Below are 22,667 nucleotides of genomic sequence, written 5' to 3'. Positions count from 1 at the left end.
CCAGTCTCGCATCTCAGCATTCGTCCTCGATCGTCCGGTCCCGCCCCGCGAGTACACCCGCCGCCATCTGCGGGACCATGAGGGCCGCCATGAGCGCGATCGGCAGGCCCCAGCCGCCGCTGTGCTGGTACAGCACGCCGACGAGGAGCGGGCCGGGAATCGAGAGGAGATAGCCGGTGGACTGGGCGAAGGCCGAGAGCCTGACCACACCGGCACCGGTACGTGACCGCATGCCGATCATGGTGAGGGCGAGCGGGAAGGCGCAGTTCGCGACGCCCAGCAGCAGGGCCCAGAGCCAGGCGCCGCCGGCGGGGGCGAGGTAGAGACCCGCGTAGCCGAGGAGGCCGCATCCCCCGAGGACGAGGACGATCGGGCCCTGGTTGCGCAGCCGGGCGGCGGCCCGGGGAATGACGAAGGCGAGGGGCACCCCCATGGCCATGGTCACGGCCAGCAGGATGCCGGCGGTCCCGGCCGACAGGCCCGCGTCGCGGAAGATCTGGGGCATCCAGCCCATGGTGATGTAGGCGGCCGTGGCCTGGAGGCCGAAGAAGCAGGCCAGGGCCCAGGAGGTCCGGCTGCGGGTGATCCTGAGCGCCGGCGCCTGCCGGGGCTGCCCGGCGGGCTTGCCGGAGGCGGTGGTGCGGTCCCGTACGAGGAAGAGCCAGGGGACGACCGCCGCGGCGGCCGGTACCGCCCAGACGACGAGGCCGGTCTGCCAGCTGCCGCCCAGCGCGTGCGTCATGGGGACGGTCAGGGCGGCCGCGAGCGCGGTGCCGAGGGCCAGGGCCATCGAGTAGAGACCGGTCATGGTGCCGACCCGGTCGGGGAACCAGCGCTTGACGATGACGGGCATCAGGACGTTGCTGACGGCGATGCCCATCAGGGCGAGGGCGCTGGCCGCGAGGAAGGCCGCCGTGCTTCCGGCGAAGGGCCGGATCAGCAGTCCCGCCGCGATGGCGGTCATGCCCGCGCAGACGACGGCGCCCGGGCCGAACCGGCGGGCGAGCCGCGGGGCCATGAAGCCGAAGAGCGCGAAGCAGAACGGCGGTACGGACGTGAGGACCCCGGCGACGCTGCCGCTCATGTGGAGCCCGTCCCGCACCTCTTCGAGGAGGGGGCCCAGGCTGGTGATGGCGGGCCGCAGGTTGAGCGCGGCCAGGACGAGACCGACGGTGACCGTGCCCAGCAGCCAGGGAGCGGGGCCGGCGGCGGGGGCGGGCGCGTGGGCGTCGCGGGCGGGCGCGGGATTCAGCGTCGGGGTCTCGTCATGGGACATGAGGCCCATCATAGAATCATGGGATGATTCATTGTCCACTCCCGGTCCCTCCCGGCTGAGAGAATCCGGCACACGCTTCACGGATCCGAACAAGGAGCACCATGGCGCTGACGTCCCCACGGCGTTCGGCTCTCGCCGACCAGGTGATTGCCCAGCTGAGGAACCAGATCACCTCGGGCGAGTGGCCCGTGGGTTCCCGTATCCCGACCGAACCCGAACTGGTGGAACAGCTGGGGGTCGCCCGCAACACGGTCCGCGAGGCCGTACGCGCGCTGGCGCACAACGGACTGCTGGACATCCGCCAGGGCTCCGGCACGTACGTCGTCGCGACGAGCGAGCTGGCCGGCGTGATGCAGCGCCGGTTCGCGGACGCCGACCCGCTTCACGTCGCCGAGCTGCGTTCCACCCTGGAGTCGTCGGCGGCCCGGCTCGCCGCCCTGCGGCGCACGGACCGGGACATGCGGCAGCTGGACGCGCTGATGGCGCAGCGGGAGGCCACCTGGGCCGCCGGGGACGCCGAGGCGTTCGTGGCCGCCGACGCGACGCTGCACCTGGCGGTGGTCGCGGCCTCCCACAACGACGTGCTCACCGAGCTCTACGCCGACCTGAACGACCTGCTCCGTGACTACCTGCGCGAGGACGTCGGGCCGGAGCTGCGGCCCGAGCAGTACATGGACCACGCGCGGCTGGTCGAGGCGATCCGGGCGGGTGACGCGGGGACGGCGGCCACCGAGGCCGCGAGCCACGCCCTGAACTGCCTGCGGGAGCGCGCGTAAGCGGACGGCCCCCGGGGGAGGACCGGGATCCGGACAAGAGGGGAACGGGGACAGATCAGCCGGGGCGGTGGCTGACCCAGGCCGAGCCGACCTCTTTCCAGCAGCGGTCCTGGAGCTTGACGGTCGCGCCCGGCCGCACGGCGACCGGACTGCCGTCCGCGTCCACGTCCCACCAGCGGGCGCACTCGGTGTGGAGCTGGACGAGATCGGTGGTGGGGTACGGGTTGTGGCAGTAGGCGACGACCCGGGAGCCCGCCACCGACGTACGGCATTCGGAGCCCGAGGGTTCGGGGGCCGGTGCGGGGGGCCCGGCCACCGTGCCGCTCCCGGCCCGGTTCGCCGCGCTCACGGCCACCGGCGCGAGGAGACCGGCGGCGACCGCCGCCGTGGCCAGCAGGGCCCAGGTCCGGCGGCGCGCGGAGCGCGGGGCACTGGCTCGGCGACCTGTGGAGCGCACGGCGATCTCCTCCCCACGGCCTGACCAGAAGTCCGGTTCCCCCACATTCTGCGGGGGAACGGCTCCCTTTTCGACTCGGGACGCGCAGACACCGGGACCCCGTGGACGCCACAGGCACGGGGTCCCCTCCCACGGGGTCCCACCGAAACCGCGCCGCACGCAGGACGGCCGCGTACCGCCCCGGTGGGAGGCGGTACGCGGCCGTACGTCCGTGCGGGGGAGTCAGGCGCCCATCATGTGCACGCCACCGTCGACGTGGATGATCTCGCCCGTCGTCTTCGGGAAGAAGTCGGAGAGCAGCGCGACCACACCGCGGCCGGCCGGTTCCGGGTCGGCCATGTCCCAGGCCAGCGGGGACCGGGTGTTCCAGACCTCCGCGAGATCGCCGAAGCCCGGAATGGACTTGGCGGCCATCGAGCCGATGGGGCCTGCCGAGATCAGGTTGCAGCGGATGCTGTCGCCGCCCAGGTCGCGGGCGAGGTAGCGGGAGGTCGCCTCCAGCGCGGCCTTGGCCGGGCCCATCCAGTCGTACTGGGGCCAGGCGAACTGCGCGTCGAAGGTGAGGCCGACGATCGAGCCGCCGTCCGCCATCAGCGGCTTGCAGGCCATGGCGAGCGACTTCAGCGAGAACGCCGAGACGTGCATCGCGGTGGCGACCGACTCGAAGGGCGTGTTCAGGAAGTTCCCGCCGAGCGCGTCCTGCGGCGCGAAGCCGATGGAGTGCACGACGCCGTCGAGCGAGCCGAGCTCGTCCTTGACGAGGCCGGCCAGCCGGCCCAGGTGCTCGTCGTTGGTCACGTCGAGTTCGATGACCTTGGCGGGCTTCGGAAGCTTCTTGGCGATGCGCTCGGTCAGCGTCGGCCGGGGGAAGGCCGTGAGGATGACCTCGGCGCCCTGCTCCTGGGCCACCTTGGCGGTGTGGAAAGCGATGGACGACTCCATCAGCACACCCGTGATGAGGATGCGCTTGCCGTCGAGGATTCCGCTCATGGTGATCAGTGACCCATGCCCAATCCGCCGTCAACGGGAATGACGGCTCCAGTGATGTACGACGCGTCGTCGGACGCGAGGAAGCGCACCGCGGCGGCGATCTCGGCGGGCTGCGCGTAGCGGCCGAGCGGCACCTGCGACACGATGCCCTTGCGCTGCTCGTCGGTGAGCGCCTGGGTCATGTCGGTGTCGACGAACCCGGGTGCGACGACGTTGAACGTGATGTTCCGCGAGCCCAGTTCGCGGGCCAGCGACCGGGCGAAGCCGACCAGGCCCGCCTTGGACGCGGCGTAGTTGGCCTGGCCCGCCGAGCCGAGGAGGCCCACGACGGAGGAGATCAGGACGACGCGGCCCTTCTTGGCACGGAGCATCGCACGGTTGGCGCGCTTGACGACGCGGAAGGTGCCGGTGAGGTTGGTGTCGAGTACGGAGGTGAAGTCCTCCTCCGACATCCGCATCAGCAACTGGTCCTTGGTGATACCGGCGTTGGCGACCAGCACCTCCACCGGACCGTGCTTCTCCTCGATCTCCTTGTAGGCCTGCTCCACCTGCTCGGTGTCGGTGATGTCGCACCGGACCGCGAGAACCCCGGCCTCGGTGAGCGCCTGGGGCGGCTCGCCGGACCGGTAGGTGATCGCGACCTTGTCGCCGTTGTCGGCGAAGGCGCGGGCGATGGCGAGGCCGATGCCCCGGTTTCCTCCGGTGACGAGAACCGAGCGGCTCAACGGATCACCCTTTCCTTGACGGTCTGATACCTCGAAAACCTATCGGTACCGCACCGCTTCCGGGGAATCGGGCCCTGACAGCGCCGCCGGGCCGCGACTGTTGGATCCCTACAGAAGGAAGGCGCCCTGGCCTCACTCGGGAGGAAGACGTCCAACGCGCCCTGTTACTACGTTGGGCTATCCGCGCAATCCCTGCAGGCGCGTCCGCGAGGTCCCCGGATGTCCCCACACGCGCTCAGCTGGCAAGCTGCGCCACCGGGTGCACCCGTACTCTCACTCTCCATTCTTCTCCTCCTCCATGCTGTCAAGGAGCCGCCGGGCGAGGATGGCGAGTGTCTCCCCCTCCTGGGTGGCCCAACGGGCAGTGCCCTGATTCGAGACGGGGCGTCCTTCCCATTCGGCCAGCTCCCACATCCGTGCGACGAGACCACTGGGTGAGTACGAGAGTCCGTCGGCGGCCCAGACGATCGGGCGTGCCCGGTTGGTGTTGGTCCACTTCGCGAGTGCCCGGCGGGGGTTCGCGGCGAGCCACTCGGCCAGCGCGTCCTTCTCCGGCTGGAGGTACAGGGCCAGGTGAAGGGGCGCGCCCTCGTCCAGGGCGCCGCTGTTGACGATCACATGTACCGCGTTGGGCCTGCGGCGCTTGCGCGGCTTGTTGTCCTGTCGCCGGTACTTCGCTGCGGCGTCCCCGGTGCCGCCTTCTCCGTCGAGGGACGCCAGGACCGCCGTCACGAGGTCGGCGGCCTGCCCGGGGTCGGCGCACACGCGCTGGAGGCTCGACCGGGTGCCCACCTCGTCGTCCAGAACCTGCACGAGCACCGGGACGACGCGCTTGACGAGTTCGGGTACCTGCGCCACGGCCGCCTCGGCCCAGGCCAGTGACTGGTCCGGTTCCCCCATACCGGCGTCCTGGGCGAGCAACTGCCGGAACACCAGGTGGGTGATGAGGAATGTGCCGTCGTCGATGACGGCGGCCGCGCGTCCTTCGTACTGTTCGCGTTCCGTACGCAGCGCCGTCCGCACCGCCCGCAGGACGTTCACGGCATTCCAGGTCTCGTACACGCTGGGCACGGACCGGAAGAGGGGATCGTAGATACCGCTGCTCCCCCTTTCCCACAGCACATCGGTGGAGCCGGACGCGACGAGCCGGGCAGCGAACCGGCTGCCGGTGTGGGCGCAGGCGAGCGCACAGGTCGCTTCCACGACGGAGCAGCCCTCATCGTCCTGCGGTTCGAGTTCGCTGCGGCGCACGCTGTAGACAAGGCCGAGTTCGGCGCGGAAGTCGGCGATGAGCTGCGCCTGGACCGGTTCGAGGGCGATGCGGTCACGCTCGGTGATGTGGTTCTGCCGATTGGTGGCCTGGGTGGTGCGGTTAGCGAAGTCGACGTCACCGCCGGTGACGATGAAGCGGACGGTGACCTGGGCGAGTTCGGCGTCCTCGACCTGCTGGGCGGCGTCGATGACGGAGCGTACGGTCTGTGCGCCGTTCACCACGCTGGCGCCGTGGGCGGTGAGGCGGACGGGATGACGCTCGGGGAACTTCTGCGACACGGGCACCGCGTCCATGGAGTCGCACAGGACCGTGACGCCGTTGTTGAAGTACCAGAAGTGGGACGGCTCCTCGGTGAGGGTGTCCACCAGTTCCTTGTTGATGGGGGTCAGCCCCAGCGGGTTGCGGATGTTGCGGGCGAACAGTTCGTTGCCGTGTTCGCTCCAGGTCGCGATCTCCTCCGCCTGCACGATCCCCTCGTAGGAGAGGTAGGGCGAGGACACGCTGAACCAGGGGCTCAGCGTCACTTCCAGGGTGACGGGTTCGCTCTGCTGGTCCTCGCGCACCAGCGCGTGGATCTCCGAGGCGTGCAGCAACTTATGATCGACGTAGTCGCCGTGGGAGTTGAACTCGCTCTCACCGTTCTTGATGGCCTGCCGTACGCCCGGCGCGGGCGGCTCGGTTCCCATGAGGACGATCACCTGCGTGATCCGGGTCGCCTTCTCGCCGATGAGTTCGTGCGCCCGCTTGGCGAGGATCTGACCACGCGGGTTGAACTGGGCGGACTCTCCGGAGTCGATGAGGGTCAGTCCAGCGAAGAGTTTCTGCACCGCTGTCTCGTCGGCCCTGGCGTTCCCGGTCGGGCTCCACTTGGCCTGCACCAGGTGGATGTGCGCCGCCGCCTCGTCGATGGCGATGGCGTCGATCCCCTGGTCCTGGCCGCCGTCGATGACGCAGTCGGCCGCCTGTTCGGGGGTCCACCCGGTCATGATCCGTACGGCGTGCGCGGCCAGAGCCCGGGAGCGGAAGGCTGGCGTGGTCTGCTCCGGCGGCCGGTTACCGAAGTCGCTCATGTCGATGAGGCCGGTGTACGTTTCGTCGAAGGCGCGTGCGGTCTGGCGGACCTGGGTGGGGACGTCGGGCTGCTGGGGTGCGGCGTTCACGGTTTCCTGTCGGGCCGACTGCGTGTGATGGCGGAAGGGCGAATACGGCGGCGGTCTCAGCCGAGGGATTCCAGAACCCGCTCGAAGCTCCGCTGCGCGTCACTGAGGTGGTCAATGATGGAGCGCGCGATGTCGCGCGGGTCCCCGAGGTCGTCCGGCGCGTCGGCGGGAGCTGCCCTCAGATTGAGGCTGACGTCGGGGCTGTCCAGTATCTTCCGCACGGCCTCACGGTCGTAGCGTTTGAAGCGCGACGACTCGGTACGGTCGGCGAGTCCTTCCTCTCCGTGCCGGAACGCCTCCAGGAAATCCGCGAAGTCGTCCTCGGTGAGCGGGTTCTCGGTGTCGGTGTGGTGGAGGTCGCGGGCGTCGTACACCCACAGCTCCTCGGTGTTCGGCTCGCCGGTCGGGCGGCGCACGGACTTGGTGAAGAAGAGGACGTTCGTCTTGGAACCGGTGTCGTGGAACATGCCGGTCGGCAGGCGCAGCAGGGTGTGGACGGTGCAGTTCTTCAGCAGCTCCCTGCGGATGGTGGCCGCCGCGCCCCGGTGGAACAGCACACCGTCGGGGACGAAGACGGCCGCTCTGGCCCCCTGCGGCAGGGTGATGGCCAGGTGCTGGAGGAAGTTCGCCGGGAGTGTGGCGTTCTGCGCCCAGAAGTCGTCGCGCTGCTCGGTGTTCGTCTCGACACTCTTGAACGGCGGGTTGCAGATGGCGACGGTGGCGGCCACGTCCCGCTCGTGCCGGCGCACCAGGCGCTCCTTCACCCTGAGCGAGTCGCCGCGCAGTATCGGCGGGACGTCGTGGAACTGTCGCCCGGTGTTGAGGAGCACATTCATCGTCGCCAGGCGGCACATCTGTACGTCGATGTCAGCCCCGGCGATGGCGGAGGCGTCGACGCGCTCCCCGTGCGCGGCCATCTCACGGTGCGCGGCGATGAGACTGGTGCCGACCCCGACCGCGGCATCGATCACCCGGTCCTGCGGGGTGAGGGCGAGCGCCTTGGCTATCACCTTCAGCAGGTACGGCGGGGTGAGGAACTGGCCCGTTTCCCGCTTGGCCAGGATGTCTTCGCGGCAGTCGGCGATCATCAGGGAGAAGGCGGATCCGAGTGCGTCACGGTTCACGTCCGACCAGCGGTACGGGCCGAACTCGTCGATGATCAGCAGCCCGAGTTCCGCCATTCGGTCCACGGGCCAGGGGCGGGAGTCCTGGAAGAGGACACTGGCGATGGCCCGGCGGGGATCCTGCGGGTTCGGCCTGCCGAGTTCCACCATTAGCCGGGTGAGGGCGGCATGCAGGTCCTCACCGCTGGCGAGTACGAGGTGCGGCCAGGTGTCCGCCGGGGCGATCGGCTGGCTCGCGAACATCCCTGACCGCTGTGCGCGTTCATGATCGAGCTTGAGGAAGAGCAGGTAGGCGATGTGCTCGGTGAACTCCAGCCGGGTCAGCGCCTTGGCACTGGTCTTGAGTTCGTAGAAGCGCTGCCAGCGCTCGAAGATCCCCTTCGCCGTCCAGCGCTTCTCCGGCCCTCTCGCCCCGACACCGTCGCGCTCCACCGCCATACCCCACCCGCTCTCGTACGTTCCGGCCCGAGTGGACGCGCCGACGGGGCCGCCTCTCCCCAGGCAGGCGCCGAACGCGGCGACGAAGGCTCCGAGAGCGCATCGGACCGGGAGCACATCAGACCGGCCGATCGGGCCGCAGGCGATCAACTCCCTTCCATCGTAGGCACAACTTCACGGCCAGTACTACAAGATTGGTTTTCGGTGACGGTGGATCCGGTCAGAGTCCGGCTTCACGCTCAGCGGGAATCCGGCAGCGCACCTGCTTGCCGACCGGCGTGCCCGCGACCCGCCACCCCGGGGCGAGCAGATCAATCAGGGGCAGCCCACGCCCCGACTCCGCCTCGGGGTCGTCCAGCCGTACACCGCTGAACACGGGAAACGTCAACCGGTACGGGTCGTGCAGCCTGACCCGGACGCCTCGCTCCGCACCGCCGCTCCCCTGCGGCGGCTCCACGGCCACCTCGGCGACGAGCGGCACGAAGTCGCCGCAGGCGCGGACCGCGTTCCCGAACAGCTCGGACATCACCAACTGCACGGCGTGCGACTGCCCTTCACACACGCCTGCGTCGGCGAGCGTCTTGCCGATCAGGGCCCGGGTGGCTCGAAGGTGGTCGGGCGTGGCGGAGAGGTGGAGGACGAAGCCGGTGGGGGTGGGGGTGTGGTACCAGCCGAGGGAGTGGGGCATGGGGGAGCTCCTACGTCGAGAACGAACTCTGCTCGCTTTGCGCTGACTTGAGAGTGCCCTTCCACAACCTCAGGTCGCAACCTTTCTACCCTAATGAGTGATATTTTCGATTTTGCGTCCCTCAATACCGCTTGAGTGACACCATGTCTTCATGCCGAACGCCCCTTTGGCCCCCACCGTCAGGCGTCGCCGCCTCGGAGGCGCACTGCGAAGGCTCCGGAACGAAGCCGGACTGAGCCTGGACCGCGCTGCCTCCGCAATGGGATGGCAGAGCCCGAAGATGTCGAAGATCGAGAATGCCGTGCAGGCGATCCGCCCCGCCGACCTCGACCAGTTGCTCACTGTTTACGGAGTGGGTGATCACGAGGTCCGTGACGTCTTGGAGCAACTGAGGAGCGATGCCGCAAAGAAGGGCTGGTGGCAGGCGTATTCGCAGGTTGTCAGCCCTCTTTACGCGGACTACATCTCGTTGGAGACAGACGCCGATGTGGTGTGCTCCTGGTCGCCGCTTCTGGTTCCGGGACTACTACAGAGCGCCGCCTACGCACGCGAGACGATCGCCGGGATCACCACCACCCGAAGCGCAGAAGATGTCACCGCGCTGGCGGAGGTGCGCATGGCTCGCCAGTCCGTACTCAGTCGGCCTGGCACCCCTCTGGAATTCTGGGCGATCATCTATGAGGCAGCCCTGCACCTGAGGTTTGCCAGCCGGCCCGGCACCATGCAGGAACAGTTGCGCAGGCTGCGTGAGACCGCAGACCTTCCAAATGTGACAGTGCAGTTGATGCCTCTCAGCGCGACACCTCACCCCGGGCTTGAGGGCGGCTTCTCTCTCACCAAGTTCCGGGCACCGCTGCCGAGTGTCGTCCTCTTGGAGAACCCTGGCGGAGCCACGTACGTTGAAGGCGAAGACGCGATCCCCTTCGAGCGAGCGTACGAGCGCATTCGCGCCACGGCCTTGCCCGTTGAGGACTCCCTCGTACGCATCTCCGAGCTGGAAGAAGGCTTCCGGAAGTGACCGACCGCAAGACTGAGCTGTACGAACAAGACCTCGGTGGCGCCACCTGGCGCAAGGCGACAGCCAGTGGAGCCGAGAACGACTGCGTCGAGGTCGCCGAACTGCCGCACGGCGCACGGGCCGTACGGGACTCGAAGAAGCCGGAGCGGGAACCGCTGCGGTTCACCGCCTCAGAGTGGGCCGCTTTCCGGACCGGTGTGATAGCGGGCGAGCTGTGAGCTTGTAGAGGAGGGTGCGGCGATGGGCCGGAGGTTCTCGGAGAACCGCCGGCCCGTCGTCCGCGTCTACTTGTCGTCGGCCGACGGCGACGCGTCCTTCTTCAGGGATTGTGCCACGGCCGTGAACTCGGCCAGTGCCACTTCGAGTTCATCGACGATCTCCTGCGCGATCAGGTCCGGCGACGCGTACTTCGTGGTCGCGGTGGTGTCGGCCCCGAGTACCGTGAGGTCGAGGTTGACCTTGTCCCGGGCGATCAGCTCGTCGTAGTCGTACGGGCGGAAGCGTTCGCTCGGGGTGCGCTTGGTGATGTCAGCGCCGCCGGAGTGGTAGGCGGTGACAAAGTCGTCCAGGTGCTGACGGCCCAGCTGGCGCTGCTTGAGCGTGAAGCGCTGGTCGGTGCGGAAGTCGTAGACCCAGAGTTTGCGGGTGCCCGGACGGCCTCCGGTGCGCTGGCCCGTCTTGTCGAAGAACAGGACGTTGGCCTTGACGCCGTTGGCGTAGAAGATGCCGGTGGGCAGGCGCAGGAGGGTGTGGACGTCGCAGAGGTTGAGGAGGTTCCTGCGGATGGTCTCGCCGGCGCCGCCCTCGAAGAGGACGTTGTCGGGCAGGACGAGAGCGGCTCGACCGTTGGTCTTCAGCAGGTTGTAGATGTGCTGGACGAAGTTGAGCTGCTTGTTGGTGGTCGGCGCCCAGAAGTCGGTGCGGGAGGTGTAGGACTCGCCGGTCACCGAGCCGACGCCGAAGGGTGGGTTGGCCAGCACGATGTCGTAGTGCCGCTTCGGGGGGCGGGCCAGGGAGTCCTGGATGGTGATGAGCGGCTTGGCTGCGGAGCTTCCGATGCCGTGCAGCAGCATGTTCATCAGAGCGAGGCGGCCGGTCTCCCGGACGAGTTCGTAGCCGGTGATCGCGCCGGTCTGAAGGGCTCGACCCTTGTCGCCGTAGAGCTCGTTCTCGTAGTTCTGGACGAGGTGGGCGTGCGCCGCGATGAGGAAGCCGCCGGTGCCGCAGGCCGGGTCGGTGAGGGTCTCGCCGGGCTTCGGCTGGACGCAGTCGACCATAGCGTCGATGAGCGGGCGGGGCGTGAAGTACTGGCCCGCGCCGGTCTTGCGGTCCTCGGCGCCGCGCTGGAGGAGACCTTCGTAGGCGTCGCCCTTGAGGTCCTGGTTCTCGGTGGTCCAGGTGTGGGGATTGATCAGGTCCTTGATCAGGCGTTCCAGGACGGCAGGTTCCTGGATCTTGTTCTGCGCCTTGGTGAAGACCTCTCCGAGCATGGTGCCGCCGCGCTGGCCGAGGTCCTTGAGAATGAACTCGTAGTGGTCGAGCAGTGCTTCTGCGGACCGGGTCATCAGGCTCTGCCAGTCCCGGCCCTCGGGTACCAGGGGCTTTTCGGGGGTACTACGCCGGAAGATGGCCGGACGGTTGGCGCGCTCGTCGGCCATCTTCAGGAAGAGGAGGTAGGTGAGCTGCTCGACGTAGTCGAGAGTGGAGACGCCGGAGTGGCGGAGCAGTTCGCAGTACGACCAGAGGCGGTTGACGAGGGTGGAGGTCGAGACCGGGGCGGCGGGGGTGGCCTTCACCTTGGCTTCGGTCGGGTGGGTGGTGGTGGCCGCACCGGGTACCGACGAGCTCACCACATCGGCGGGGCTCGCGGGGGTCTGGTTCTCGGTGCTGCTGCTCATGGTCGTACTCACAGGGGAAGTGCTTCCTGGGTGCCGGAAGGAACCGGTCGGCCGGAGGTCTGGGGAGCGGCCTGGGATGTCTTACGGGGTGCGCGCTTACGCCTGTCCGGCTTGGCGCCGAACGCTCGCTGAGCGCGGATCCGGTCGAGGAGGACAGAGGCGGGCTCGTCGTCGGGGTCCTGCGGGACAAGGGTGCCGGTGAAGGCTGCATGCATGAGAGCGTTACGGAGTTCAAGCGCCTCGCCGTTCAGACTGCGAACATTCTCGTGGAGCCCAGCAAGTTGCTCCGCGGAAATTTCCAGTTCCTCACACAGTGCATCTTGAACATTCCTCGGAGGAACTGGAATGGGGAGTTCTCTGCACGTCGAAAGGGCGATATTGAACTGTCCAGCAGTCGCACGAGCCGTTCTCGTCAAGAGCCCGATGACATACGGGGACTGAAGCACGAACCGCAGCCACTCGGGCGTGATGTCCGGACCCGCACGGAAGGCGACAATAGCCTGATTTATATTCCACTCGGGATGATCTAGAGGGACTACGGCCGTTTTACCCAAGGGCGGACCGACAATGTTAGTTAGGACATCACCCGGTAGAACCTTGGAACGCTTTAGGTTCTTTTCATGAGTTTCACGGTCGACAAAAGTTGGACGTACGGTGAAGTCAACAAAACCACGCTTCGAAATGTTATAGACCTTCAGGAAGGGAATCTCTCCAGCATCTGCATGCATGAGCGAAGCTTGCGGCGTCGACCCACAGACGATTGATGAGCACACATCCTGCGCTACACGCCATACCCATCCCACAGGTAGCGCGCGTAGAGTTCGGTAATTAATCTTCCTGCTTGACCTGGCCTGAATATCTGCTAGGGATTCATTACTCGACTCGTGCCTCAAACCGAGAATACACCTGTCAAGTATGCTGTCCATGAGAGGTTGCTGCTTCTCAGAAGCCGCCTCAACTGCCGCCTCGCCCGCTTCGACATGCGCCAGCAGATCGTCCAACTTGGCGACGATACGATGCTGCTCGGCGAGAGGCGGCACAGGGATCTCCAGCTCCGCCAGGTACGGGCGCGGAACACGACGCTGACCCACAGCACCAGTCATATGCCGTTCCGCAGTCCTTCTGACGTGCGACTGAAGCAAGAAGTGCATCAAATATTCGGGGAGCACAGCTCCACGGCTCCGCAGCACATGAAACTCCGTACTTCCCAGAGCGCGCCCGCCGGTCAACCCTTGAGCTTTCGCGATCTTCCCGTTCTCCATGCAAGGCGTGATCTTTGCGAAAAGTACGTCATTCTCCTGGAACCTGGTGAGCGATTTCTTCTTCAGGTCTCCATATCGCACCTGCATCGATGCATCCATGCGTCCCGATGCGGCCTCGACAGCAGCCATCGGAACCTGCGAAATCAGATCATCGTCGCTCGGTTCCTCGTCAAAACTCCGAGGATTTACGTCGCACAGTTCGCCAATCTTCGCCCGAACCCACCCCGCAGGCAGCCCCCCCGCAACACCCTCCTCGGCCCCCGAGCCTTCCGGCTCCGACCCCGTTCCCGAGTCGGTGGTCACGCGCTCAGCTCCCTGTCCAGTTCGGTGATGATGTGTTCCGCCCGCGTCCCCCCGAATTCGGCGATGAACCCGTCCGTGCCATTACGTGAGGTGAAAGGGGCGTAATCGAGGTCAGCGGTGTCGAAGCGTACACCTTTGCCGGTCGCTTCTGCGATGCGGTCGAGCCACCAGCGCTGGCCTTCCGTGAACCGGTTGCCCATCTGTTCCTGGCGGGCGATCCATGCCTGATAGCGCTTCCGCACCACCTCCTCGTACGGGCGCGGAGCCGGTGCACCCCGCTCCGCGCCGCCCGCGAGTTCGTAGCGGAGCAAGGCCAGAAGGTCAGGGGCTGCGTGCGTGCGGCGGGTCCCGTCAGTCACCGCCTCGCCCAGCTTCTCGTACGCCTGCCAGAGCCGGTCCGGAGTCCACGCGCGCGGTGGGCGGGCGATGCTGCGGGCCACGTCGTTGAGCCTGTTCATCGCGACACCCGGCGGCACCTCGGAGCCGGCGCTGAACGCGATGGACATCGCTGCGATCTCGTCGCGGTGGTCGTCGATGTACCGGCGCCAGTCGCGGACCGTCCGTGCCGCCGTGTCCTCGTCGTCGACGACCGCGCCCGCGCGGAGCAGTTCGTCGGCGCCGTTCTCGTCGTAGAGGATGTCCTTCGCGCGGCGCATCTCCAGCAGCCGGGCGCGCAGCGGCGGCTGGGCGGCGAGGGGCTGCACCGCCCGCTCGATGAGGTCGCGGACCGCGCGCTCGGGGTCGCGGCCCGCGCGCTCGGCGGCCTCCCGGACTTCCAGTTGCCGGTCCGCCGAGACGGCCTCGACCATTCCGTGAACGATCTTCGTCAGTTCCAGTCCGCCGCTCAGGCGCTGGATCTCGGTGCGCTCCTCGTCCGTCATCTGGATGTCGAGCTTGGAGAGGCGGGCCGCGAGGGTGGAGACCTCTTCCTCCTCGATCGTGTTCGCGGCAGTCTTGCGGAGCAGCTTCTCCAGGCTGATCTGTTTGTCGGTGTGGCGTTCCAACGGTGCCGCGTCGACCTTCGGCTTCTTCGTCACACCGACCGCGTCGACGATCACGAAACGGGTCTTGGGACCGACGCCGGGGGTGACCTTCTCGAAGTCCGTGAGGGACAGGGTGCGTGCGCCACGCCCCTTCATCTGCTCGAAGTAGGCCCAGCTCTTGACGTCTCTGAGGAACAGCAGGCATTCCAGCGGCTTGACGTCCGTGCCGGTGGCGATCATGTCGACCGTGACCGCGATGCGCAGGTCGGGAAGGTTGCGGAAGGCCGCGAGGCGCTCGGCGGCGTTGCGGGCCGCGCTGGTGATCTTTGCGCAGAAGTCGTTGCCCTTGCCGAAGACGTCGCGGACGACCTCGACGATCTCCTCCGCGTGGTTGTCGTTCTTGGCGAAGACCAGCGTCTTGGGCACGTACATCTCGTCCCAGCGCAAGGTGCCCGTGGCCGGGTCGTGCTTCCCCCGCTCAGGGAAGATCTCCGTGAACAGCCGGTCGTGGAAGGTCTGGACGACCGTACGGAGCTGGTCCTTGCTGATGACTCCGACACCGACCTGGTTCGCGCCGTACTCGATGTCCTCGTCGATGTCCTCGTAGCGCTGGCGGCGTGTGCGGCGGTCACGGATCGGGATGGTGCCCTGCGCGATGACACCGCCCGCGGCGGTTATCCGCGTCTCGATCTCGTAGACGGAGAAGTCGACGTTGACACGGTCGGCCACCGCCTCCTGGTACGAGTACTCGCTGACCAGGTTGCCGTTGAAGTAGCCGAAGGTCTGGGCGACGGGGGTGGCGGTGAGGCCGACGATGGGGGCGTCGAAGTACTCGAGGACGGAGCGCCACTTGCCGTAGATGGAGCGGTGGCACTCGTCGACGACGATCAGGTCGAAGGCCTCCGGGGGGATGTCCGCGTTGTAGCCGACCTCGATGCCGCCGGGCACCTCGACGTCGTAGCCGATGTCCCCGTCCTCCTGGTCCTCCCGTCCGTTACTCGGCAGGCTCGCGCCGGTGAGCTCCATGTAGAGGCGCTGCACGGTGGAGATGACGACCTTGGAGGAGACGAACATGCCCTCCGCGCCGAGACGCTGGACGTTGTAGAGGTCGGCGAACTTGCGGTCGGTGTCGGGGGTCCTGAAGTTCTCGAACTCGGCGAAGGCCTGTGCGCCGAGGTTGTTGCGGTCGACGAGGAACAGGACGCGCTCCGCGCGGGCGTGCTTGAGGATCCGGTACGAGAACGTGACGGCCGTGAACGTCTTGCCGGCGCCGGTGGCCATCTGGACGAGGGCGCGGGACTGGCCCATCCCCTGCTGGCCCTTGCCGAGGGCCAGCGAGTTCTCCACCTCGCGTACCGCGTCGACCTGTGCGGGACGCAGGGGGCGCTCGTCGAGTTCGGGCATGCGGTGGCGCAGCCGGGCCCGGTAGCTGGGGGCCTGCTCGTCCTCCTCCGCCTGGCGGATCCAGCGGGCCAGGGTGCGCGGCTGGTGGAAGGAGAAGACGCGGCGGGTACGGGAGTCCGGGTCGAGGACGGACCGGAAACGGGTCTCGCCGCCGTCGCTCACGTAGCGGAACGGGAGCGGGGTGCGCCAGGCGCTGAGGCGCTGCTGGGCGTCGGTGGGATGGTCGGCGTAGCGGTCGGCTTGGGCCTCCGCCGCGGACAGGTCGGCGCCCTCGCGCTTGGCCTCGATGACGCCCACGAGTCTGCGGTCGACGTAGAGGGCGTAGTCGGCGCGGCCCCGGGCGGTGGTGACCTCGCGGACGGCGACGCCGTTGCCCCGGCGGTCGCCTTGGACGTGGAGGTTGAGGTCCGCGCCGCCGTCCTGGACGTCCCAGCCCGCCGTCGTGAGCATGGCGTCGAGTCGCTTGCGGACCTGCACCTCGGTGAGCGGTTCGCGGGACGCCTGCTCGGCGTTGTCGAGGAGGCGGGCACGCTCGGCGACGGCGGCCGACGCGGCGGCGCGGTCGGTGGCGGTGGTGTGGCGGCGGTCGAGCTGTGTGGCTTCGGCGGCGGCCTGGAAGTCCTCGAGTTGGTGCCGCATGGCCTCTACCGCGCGGGCCAGTTCCTCACGCTCGGCCTGGGTCTGGGCCAGCTCGCGCTCGACGGCGTTCCGGGCGGTCTGCTCGGCCTGGGCCTGGGAAGCCCGGTCCTGGTAGCTGAGGCGGGCTTCTTCCAGTTCTCTGCGAGCCTGGGCGACATCCTGGAGCAGGCGCTCGTTCTCGGCGGCCGGGGTGCGGTCGGGGCTGGGCGGCACGAACGGCAGTTGCTCGCGTGAGCCGGTGAGCAGCCGGTGGTACCAGGTGCCGAGGCGGAAGCAGGTGCGCAGGGCGCGGAAGGCGTCGTCGGCCCTGTCGAGTCCCGCGTGGCTCGCCTCGTTGCCGAGGGTGCGCACCTCGTGGAAGGCGGTGCCCACGTCGCCGTGGAGGTAGCCTTCCCGGTCCAGGGCCCGCAGCCGGTCGAACTGGGTGCTGCCCTCCACTGGGACCCGGGCCCGGCTGACGAGGTCGGCCGCCATGGCCTCCGCGAACTGGCGGGATTTGATCAGGGACGTGTTCGAGTCGCTGAAGACATGACTCTCGGCGGCGGTTCCGTAGGCGACGAGCAGCGGAAGATGCGGCAGCAGGAAACCGAAGTTGCGGGACTGGCCCGCCAGGCGTACAAGTCGGGGGTCTGGTGGCTGGGACGCCCCGCCTGAGCTGCTCATGGGGTGGTACCGCCTCTCCGGGAGTGCAAACGTCGACGCTGCTCGTGCGGCGTGACCACCCATGGAGCCTAACGGGCGCCCGGTCTTCCTCGCCGGCCTTCGGCACGAGAGGTCCGACCGGCGCGGCCTAGGTCCCGCCACCGCCGAATTGCCACGCCAGCGCGCTTGGCACCGTGGTTCACTCAACCGGACCGCGCCATGACCGAAGGGGAGGCCCCACATGGCCCATGAGATCGATCAAGCGTTCCTCGCGCTGCCGCTGAGGGCGCTCGCCGACGCGGCACTCGCCCGGGCCCGCGCGCTCGGCGCCGAGCACGCCGACTTCCGTCTCGAGCGCGTACGCAGCGCGGCGTGGCGGCTGCGTGACGCCAAACCCGCCGGCTCCTCCGACACCACCGATCTCGGTTTCGCCGTCCGGGTGGTGCACGGCGGGGCCTGGGGGTTCGCCTCCGGGGTGGACCTGACGATGGACGCCGCGGCGAAGGTGGCCTCCCAGGCGGTCGCCATGGCGAAGCTGTCGGCGAAGGTGATCGCGGCGGCGGGTTCCGACGAGCGCGTCGAGCTGGCGGACGAGCCGGTGCACGGTGAGCGGACCTGGGTGTCGGCGTACGAGGTCGACCCCTTCTCCGTACCGGACGAGGAGAAGGCGGGGCTGCTCGCCGAGTGGAGTTCGCGGCTGTTGGCGGCGGACGGGGTGGCCCACGTGGACGCCTCACTGATGACCGTCCACGAGAACAAGTTCTACGCGGACACGGCCGGTACCGTCACCACCCAGCAGCGGGTGCGGGTCCATCCGCAGCTGACCGCCGTGGCCGTGGACTCCGCGACCGGTGAGTTCGACTCGATGCGGACCATCGCACCGCCGGTGGGCCGGGGCTGGGAGTACCTGACCGGCACCGGATGGGACTGGGACGCCGAGCTGGAGCGGATCCCCGGTCTGCTGGCCGAGAAGATGCGGGCGCCGGGCGTCGAGGCGGGGAGGTACGACCTGGTCGTCGACCCGTCCAACCTGTGGCTGACCATCCACGAGTCGATCGGCCACGCCACCGAGCTGGACCGGGCGCTGGGTTACGAGGCGGCGTACGCCGGGACGTCCTTCGCCACCTTCGACCAGCTCGGGAAACTGACGTACGGCTCCCCCGTGATGAACGTGACCGGCGACCGCACCGCCGAGCACGGGCTGGCGACCGTCGGGTACGACGACGAGGGCGTCGAGGCCCAGTCGTGGGACCTGGTGAAGGACGGCACGCTGGTGGGCTACCAGACGGACCGCCGGATCGCGAAGCTGACGGGCCTCGGCCGCTCCAACGGCTGCGCCTACGCGGACTCCCCGGGCCACGTCCCCGTACAGCGCATGGCGAACGTGTCGCTGCGGCCGGATCCCGGCGGGCTCTCCACGGAGGACCTGATCGGCGGGGTGGAACGCGGGATCTACGTGGTCGGCGACCGGTCCTGGTCGATCGACATGCAGAGGTACAACTTCCAGTTCACCGGGCAGCGGTTCTTCCGGATCGAGAACGGCAGGCTGGCGGGCCAGTTGCGGGACGTCGCCTACCAGGCGACGACCACGGACTTCTGGGGCTCGATGGAGAAGGTCGGCGGTCCGCAGACCTACGTCCTGGGCGGCGCCTTCAACTGCGGCAAGGCGCAGCCGGGTCAGGTCGCGGCAGTCTCGCACGGCTGCCCCTCCGCCCTCTTCCGGGGCGTGAACATCCTCAACACGACGCAGGAGGGCGGGCGATGAGCGGTCACCGCGGAACCGGCCGGGGGTCCGGGGGTCGGCCCCCGGGCAGGCACAGTCTCACCACGACGCAGGAGGGCGGGCGATGAGCCGCGTCAGCAAGCCGTACGAGATCGTGGAGCGCGCACTGGAGCTGTCCACCGCGGACGGCTGCGTGGTCATCGCGGACGAGAACTCCTCCGCCAACCTGCGGTGGGCCGGCAACGCCCTCACCACGAACGGGGTGACGCGGGGCCGGAGCCTGACCGTGATCGCGACCGTGGACGGCGCACAGGGGACCGCGTCCGGCGTGGTGTCACGCTCGGCCGTGACCACCGAGGACCTGGAGCCGCTCGTGCGGGCCGCGGAGGCCGCCGCACGCGGTGCGGGTCCGGCCGAGGACGCGCAGCCGCTGGTCTCCGGGGTGCCGGTCTCCGCCGACTTCACGGAGGCCCCGGCCGAGACCGGTTCCGACGTGTTCGCCGACTTCGCTCCGGCGCTCGGCGAGGCCTTCGCCCGTGCCCGGGCCGGCGGCCGTGAGCTGTACGGCTTCGCCCATCACGAGCTGAGCTCGACGTACGTGGGTACGTCGACGGGGCTGCGGCTGCGCCACGACCAGCCGAACGGGACGCTGGAGCTGAACGCCAAGTCGCCCGACCGGACCCGGTCCGCCTGGGCGGGCCGGGCGACCCGGGACTTCAAGGACGTGGACCCGGCCGCCCTGGACGCGGAGCTCGCGCGGCGCCTCGGCTGGGCGGAGCGCCGGATCGAGCTGCCGGCCGGGCGGTACGAGACGCTGCTGCCACCCACCGCGGTGGCCGACCTGCTGATCTACCAGTACTGGTCGGCCGGTGCCCGGGACGCGGCGGAGGGCCGCACGGTGTTCTCCCGGCCCGGCGGTGGGACGCGGATCGGCGAGACGCTCTCCCCGCTCCCGCTGACCCTGCGCAGCGACCCGCACGAGCCGGGGCTGGAGTCCGCCCCCTTCGTGATCGCCCACGCTTCGGGCGACGGGGCCTCGGTCTTCGACAACGGGCTGCCGCTGGCCCCCACCGACTGGATCAGGGACGGCCGGCTGGAGCGGCTGACCACCACCCGGCACTCCGCCGGGCTGACGGGCCTGCCGGTGGCCCCCGCCATGGACAACCTGGTCCTGGACGGAGGCGGTGAGCGGTCCCTGGAGGAGATGGTGGCCGCGACGAGCGGGCGGGCGCTGCTGCTGACGTGCCTCTGGTACATCCGCGAGGTGGATCCGGCGACGCTGCTGCTGACCGGGCTGACCCGGGACGGCGTCTACCTGGTGGAGGACGGCGAGGTCGTCGGCGAGGTGAACAACTTCCGGTTCAACGAGTCACCGGTCGGGCTGCTGTCCCGGGCGTCGGAGGCGGGCCGTACGGAGAAGACGCTGCCGCGCGAGTGGGGCGACTACTTCACCCGGGCCGCGATGCCCGCGCTGCGCATCCCCGATTTCCATATGAGCTCGGTCAGCCGGGGCGTGTGACCCCCATAGACTGGCCGGTACGACCCCTCGGACCCAGTCCGAACCCTCAGAGGAGAGAAACGACCGTGACGGACATCGTCGACGAGCTGAAGTGGCGCGGGCTGTTCGCCCAGTCCACTGACGAGGACGCGCTGCGCAAGGCTCTCGCGGACGGCCCGGTCACGTTCTATTGCGGCTTCGACCCGACCGCGGCGAGTCTCCACGTCGGCCATCTGGTGCAGGTGCTCACCATGCGCCGCCTCCAGCTGGCCGGGCTCCGGCCTCTCGCCCTGGTCGGCGGGGCCACCGGTCAGATCGGCGACCCGCGGCCCACCGCGGAGCGCACGCTGAACGACCCGGAGACCATCGCCGCGTGGGTCCAGCGGCTGCGCGGGCAGATCGAGCCCTTCCTCACCTTCGAGGGCCCGAACGCCGCCACGCTGGTGAACAACCTCGACTGGACCGCGGGCCTCTCCGCGATCGAGTTCCTCCGGGACATCGGCAAGCACTTCCGGGTCAACAAGATGCTCACCAAGGACTCGGTCGCCCGCCGGCTGGAGTCCCAGGAGGGCATCAGCTACACGGAGTTCAGCTACCAGCTGCTGCAGGGCATGGACTTCCTGGAGCTGTACCGGCGTTACGGCTGCACCCTTCAGCAGGGCGGCAGCGACCAGTGGGGCAACCTCACGGCGGGCATCGACCTGATCCACCGCCTGGAGCCCGGGGCCGTCGTGCACGCGCTGGCGACACCGCTGATGGTCAAGGCGGACGGCACCAAGTTCGGCAAGTCCGAGAGCGGGGCCGTCTGGCTCGATCCGGAGATGACGACGCCGTACGCGTTCTACCAGTTCTGGCTGAACGTGGACGACCGGGACATCTCCACCTACATGCGCATCCTCAGCTTCAAGAGCCGGGAGGAGCTCGAGGAGCTGGAGCGGCTCACCGAGGAGCGCCCGCAGGCCAGGTCGGCGCAGCGGTCGCTGGCCGAGGAGCTGACGACGCTGGTGCACGGCGGCGCGCAGTGCGCGGCGGTCATCGCCGCGTCGAAGGCCCTGTTCGGGCAGGGGGAGCTCGGTGAGCTGGACGAGGCGACGCTGGGCGCCGCCCTGTCCGAGGTACCGCACGCCCGGGTCACCGAGCTCGGGCCGGTGGTGGACCTCCTGGTGGAGGTGGGTCTGTCGGCCAGTAAGTCGGCCGCCCGCCGTACGGTCAAGGAGGGTGGGGCCTACGTGAACAACGCGAAGGTCACGGACGGTGAGAGCGCACCGGCCCCCGAGGAGCTGCTGCACGGGCGCTGGCTGGTCCTGCGCCGGGGCAAGAAGAACCTCGCCGCCGTCGAGGTCACCGCGGGCTGATCCATCCGGAGTCGGCCGGCCCGGATCACCATTGGTGTGCCGGGCGGGCACCGAACACGGCGCTGCGGCCGGTCACGCGAGACGCGTGGCCGGCCGCAGTGGCGCGTGGGGTGGTTTCAGGTTCTCTCGCGGGTGCCCCGGTTCCCGCGGATGGACTGCCAGAGCATGTCACCGAGCCCGACGACCACCACGGCGCCGATCAGCTGCAGCAGGTGGCGGATCCAGTCGATGCCCTTGGTCTCGTTGACACCGATCCAGGTCGCGACCGCGTTGCCGAGGACGCTGCCGAGGATACCGAACACCACCGTCAGCCAGAGGGGGATGTTCTGCTTCCCCGGGAGGATCGCCCGGGCGATCACACCCAGCACGAGACCCACGATGATCGCCCACAACCAACCCATGTCGCCTCCTCGCGCGGCGCGGTGTGCGCACGTCCACCCAGTCTCGGCCCGGGGGACGTACGGCGCATGCCGGACAGGTCCGTACGCGTACGGCGGTGGCGGCCCGCCCGGGCGACGCGCGCCCCGGTCTCGAACACGGCGGAACCCGGGCGTACCGTATATGCGGACCGGTCCGGGGAGTCCGGCAGAGCGATCTGGTGGTGGAGCATGGTGCGGAAGCGAAGCGGCGCGGAGGTCTTCCGGATCACGGGCGCGCGGCAGGGTCTCGCCGACGACGTGCGCGGCAGACAGCGGCGTTACATCATCTCGATGTCCGTGCGGACCGTCTCCGTGGTGCTGGCCGCGACCCTGTGGAACGTCGAGCGGCATGTGGCGGTCGTGGCGCTCGCGTTGGGCGTTCTGCTCCCGTATGTCGCGGTGGTCATCGCCAACGCGGGCCGGGAGAACGCTCCTTCACTGCCGTCGACGTTCGTGCCCGCGCCGATGCGGGCGGCCGTCGGCGCCGCGCCTGCGGCAGGCGCCCCGGAACCCGCCGCGGAACCCGGTCCGGCCGGCCGCGCCGGAGATACGCAGGCCACGGGCTGACCGCCCGAGGACCTGGAAAGCTCAAGAAGAGCTCAGATCAATCGTGACG

18 protein-coding genes are annotated in these 22,667 nt (G+C 68.9%); 7 read left to right on the top strand and 11 right to left on the bottom strand.

Features of this window, described 5'->3' with window-relative positions; translation table 11 throughout:
- Positions 1-13: 13 nt before the first annotated feature.
- Complete coding sequence (locus tag ACH4VO_RS26535; RefSeq protein ID WP_360994130.1) at positions 14-1,276, bottom strand: MFS transporter; 1,263 nt, start codon at positions 1,274-1,276, stop codon at positions 14-16.
- Positions 1,277-1,377: 101 nt separating this feature from the next.
- Between ACH4VO_RS26535 and ACH4VO_RS26530 the strand changes: the two genes are divergently transcribed.
- Positions 1,378-2,052, top strand: coding sequence for a FadR/GntR family transcriptional regulator (locus tag ACH4VO_RS26530; protein WP_360994127.1), 675 nt, complete (start codon positions 1,378-1,380; stop codon positions 2,050-2,052).
- 55 nt (positions 2,053-2,107) lie between these two features.
- On the opposite strand, the gene ACH4VO_RS26525 is transcribed toward ACH4VO_RS26530, so the two are convergent.
- From ACH4VO_RS26525 to ACH4VO_RS26500, 6 genes are all read right to left on the bottom strand, one after another.
- The gene (locus ACH4VO_RS26525) at positions 2,108-2,509 is read right to left on the bottom strand and encodes a hypothetical protein (RefSeq protein WP_360994124.1); all 402 of its coding nucleotides are present in this window, start codon (positions 2,507-2,509) and stop codon (positions 2,108-2,110) included.
- 222 nt (positions 2,510-2,731) lie between these two features.
- Entirely contained in the window at positions 2,732-3,499 is a 768-nt protein-coding gene (fabI, locus tag ACH4VO_RS26520; protein WP_360994121.1) for an enoyl-ACP reductase FabI, read from the bottom strand.
- Between the two features lie 5 nt (positions 3,500-3,504).
- Positions 3,505-4,224 carry a 3-oxoacyl-[acyl-carrier-protein] reductase gene (gene fabG, locus ACH4VO_RS26515; RefSeq protein WP_360994118.1) on the bottom strand — a complete coding sequence of 240 codons (720 nt, stop codon included), beginning with the start codon at positions 4,222-4,224 and terminating at the stop codon, positions 3,505-3,507.
- A 273-nt stretch (positions 4,225-4,497) separates the two neighbouring features.
- Complete coding sequence (locus ACH4VO_RS26510; RefSeq protein ID WP_360994115.1) at positions 4,498-6,657, bottom strand: AIPR family protein; 2,160 nt, start codon at positions 6,655-6,657, stop codon at positions 4,498-4,500.
- Between the two features lie 56 nt (positions 6,658-6,713).
- Positions 6,714-8,219, bottom strand: a complete 1,506-nt coding sequence (locus tag ACH4VO_RS26505; RefSeq protein ID WP_360994112.1) for an N-6 DNA methylase — start codon at positions 8,217-8,219, stop codon at positions 6,714-6,716.
- Positions 8,220-8,439: 220 nt separating this feature from the next.
- Positions 8,440-8,907 (bottom strand): ATP-binding protein, encoded by a 468-nt coding sequence (locus tag ACH4VO_RS26500; RefSeq protein ID WP_360994109.1) that lies wholly within the window; start codon positions 8,905-8,907, stop codon positions 8,440-8,442.
- Between the two features lie 151 nt (positions 8,908-9,058).
- On the opposite strand from ACH4VO_RS26500, the gene ACH4VO_RS26495 reads away from it, so the two are divergent.
- Positions 9,059-9,925, top strand: a complete 867-nt coding sequence (locus ACH4VO_RS26495) for a helix-turn-helix transcriptional regulator (RefSeq protein WP_360994106.1) — start codon at positions 9,059-9,061, stop codon at positions 9,923-9,925.
- Positions 9,922-10,143 (top strand): DUF397 domain-containing protein, encoded by a 222-nt coding sequence (locus tag ACH4VO_RS26490; protein WP_360994103.1) that lies wholly within the window; start codon positions 9,922-9,924, stop codon positions 10,141-10,143. The genes ACH4VO_RS26495 and ACH4VO_RS26490 overlap by 4 nt, the downstream gene beginning before the upstream one ends.
- Positions 10,144-10,209: 66 nt before the next feature.
- Here ACH4VO_RS26490 and ACH4VO_RS26485 read toward each other — a convergent pair whose 3' ends face one another.
- The 3 genes from ACH4VO_RS26485 to ACH4VO_RS26475 are packed head-to-tail and all read right to left on the bottom strand — an operon-like array spanning position 10,210 to position 17,077.
- Positions 10,210-11,823 (bottom strand): class I SAM-dependent DNA methyltransferase, encoded by a 1,614-nt coding sequence (locus ACH4VO_RS26485; protein ID WP_360994100.1) that lies wholly within the window; start codon positions 11,821-11,823, stop codon positions 10,210-10,212.
- A gap of 8 nt (positions 11,824-11,831) precedes the next feature.
- On the bottom strand, positions 11,832-13,388 hold the full coding sequence (locus tag ACH4VO_RS26480) for a restriction endonuclease subunit S (RefSeq protein ID WP_360994098.1): 1,557 nt from the start codon (positions 13,386-13,388) through the stop codon (positions 11,832-11,834).
- On the bottom strand, positions 13,385-17,077 hold the full coding sequence (locus tag ACH4VO_RS26475; protein ID WP_360994095.1) for a DEAD/DEAH box helicase family protein: 3,693 nt from the start codon (positions 17,075-17,077) through the stop codon (positions 13,385-13,387). The genes ACH4VO_RS26480 and ACH4VO_RS26475 overlap by 4 nt, the downstream gene beginning before the upstream one ends.
- A gap of 220 nt (positions 17,078-17,297) precedes the next feature.
- Here ACH4VO_RS26475 and ACH4VO_RS26470 point away from each other — a divergent pair, with 220 nt between their 5' ends.
- The 3 genes from ACH4VO_RS26470 to tyrS all read left to right on the top strand — a co-directional run bounded on the left by ACH4VO_RS26470 (position 17,298) and on the right by tyrS (position 21,632).
- Positions 17,298-18,821 carry a TldD/PmbA family protein gene (locus ACH4VO_RS26470; protein ID WP_360994092.1) on the top strand — a complete coding sequence of 508 codons (1,524 nt, stop codon included), beginning with the start codon at positions 17,298-17,300 and terminating at the stop codon, positions 18,819-18,821.
- Between the two features lie 82 nt (positions 18,822-18,903).
- Positions 18,904-20,298 carry a metallopeptidase TldD-related protein gene (locus tag ACH4VO_RS26465; RefSeq protein ID WP_360994090.1) on the top strand — a complete coding sequence of 465 codons (1,395 nt, stop codon included), beginning with the start codon at positions 18,904-18,906 and terminating at the stop codon, positions 20,296-20,298.
- Between the two features lie 65 nt (positions 20,299-20,363).
- Positions 20,364-21,632 carry a tyrosine--tRNA ligase gene (tyrS, locus tag ACH4VO_RS26460; RefSeq protein WP_360994087.1) on the top strand — a complete coding sequence of 423 codons (1,269 nt, stop codon included), beginning with the start codon at positions 20,364-20,366 and terminating at the stop codon, positions 21,630-21,632.
- 116 nt (positions 21,633-21,748) lie between these two features.
- Here tyrS and ACH4VO_RS26455 read toward each other — a convergent pair whose 3' ends face one another.
- Positions 21,749-22,033: a GlsB/YeaQ/YmgE family stress response membrane protein gene (locus ACH4VO_RS26455; protein WP_360994084.1), complete on the bottom strand. Its 285-nt coding sequence runs from the start codon at positions 22,031-22,033 to the stop codon at positions 21,749-21,751.
- A gap of 207 nt (positions 22,034-22,240) precedes the next feature.
- Here ACH4VO_RS26455 and ACH4VO_RS26450 point away from each other — a divergent pair, with 207 nt between their 5' ends.
- The gene (locus tag ACH4VO_RS26450; RefSeq protein WP_360994082.1) at positions 22,241-22,618 is read left to right on the top strand and encodes a DUF3099 domain-containing protein; all 378 of its coding nucleotides are present in this window, start codon (positions 22,241-22,243) and stop codon (positions 22,616-22,618) included.
- Positions 22,619-22,667 lie beyond the last annotated feature (49 nt).

Source organism: Streptomyces sp. NPDC020780, from assembly GCF_044334475.1.
Taxonomy (GTDB): Bacteria; Actinomycetota; Actinomycetes; order Streptomycetales; family Streptomycetaceae; genus Streptomyces.
Note: the sequence above shows the minus strand (reverse complement) of the source record. Positions and strands in the feature narration are given on the sequence as shown.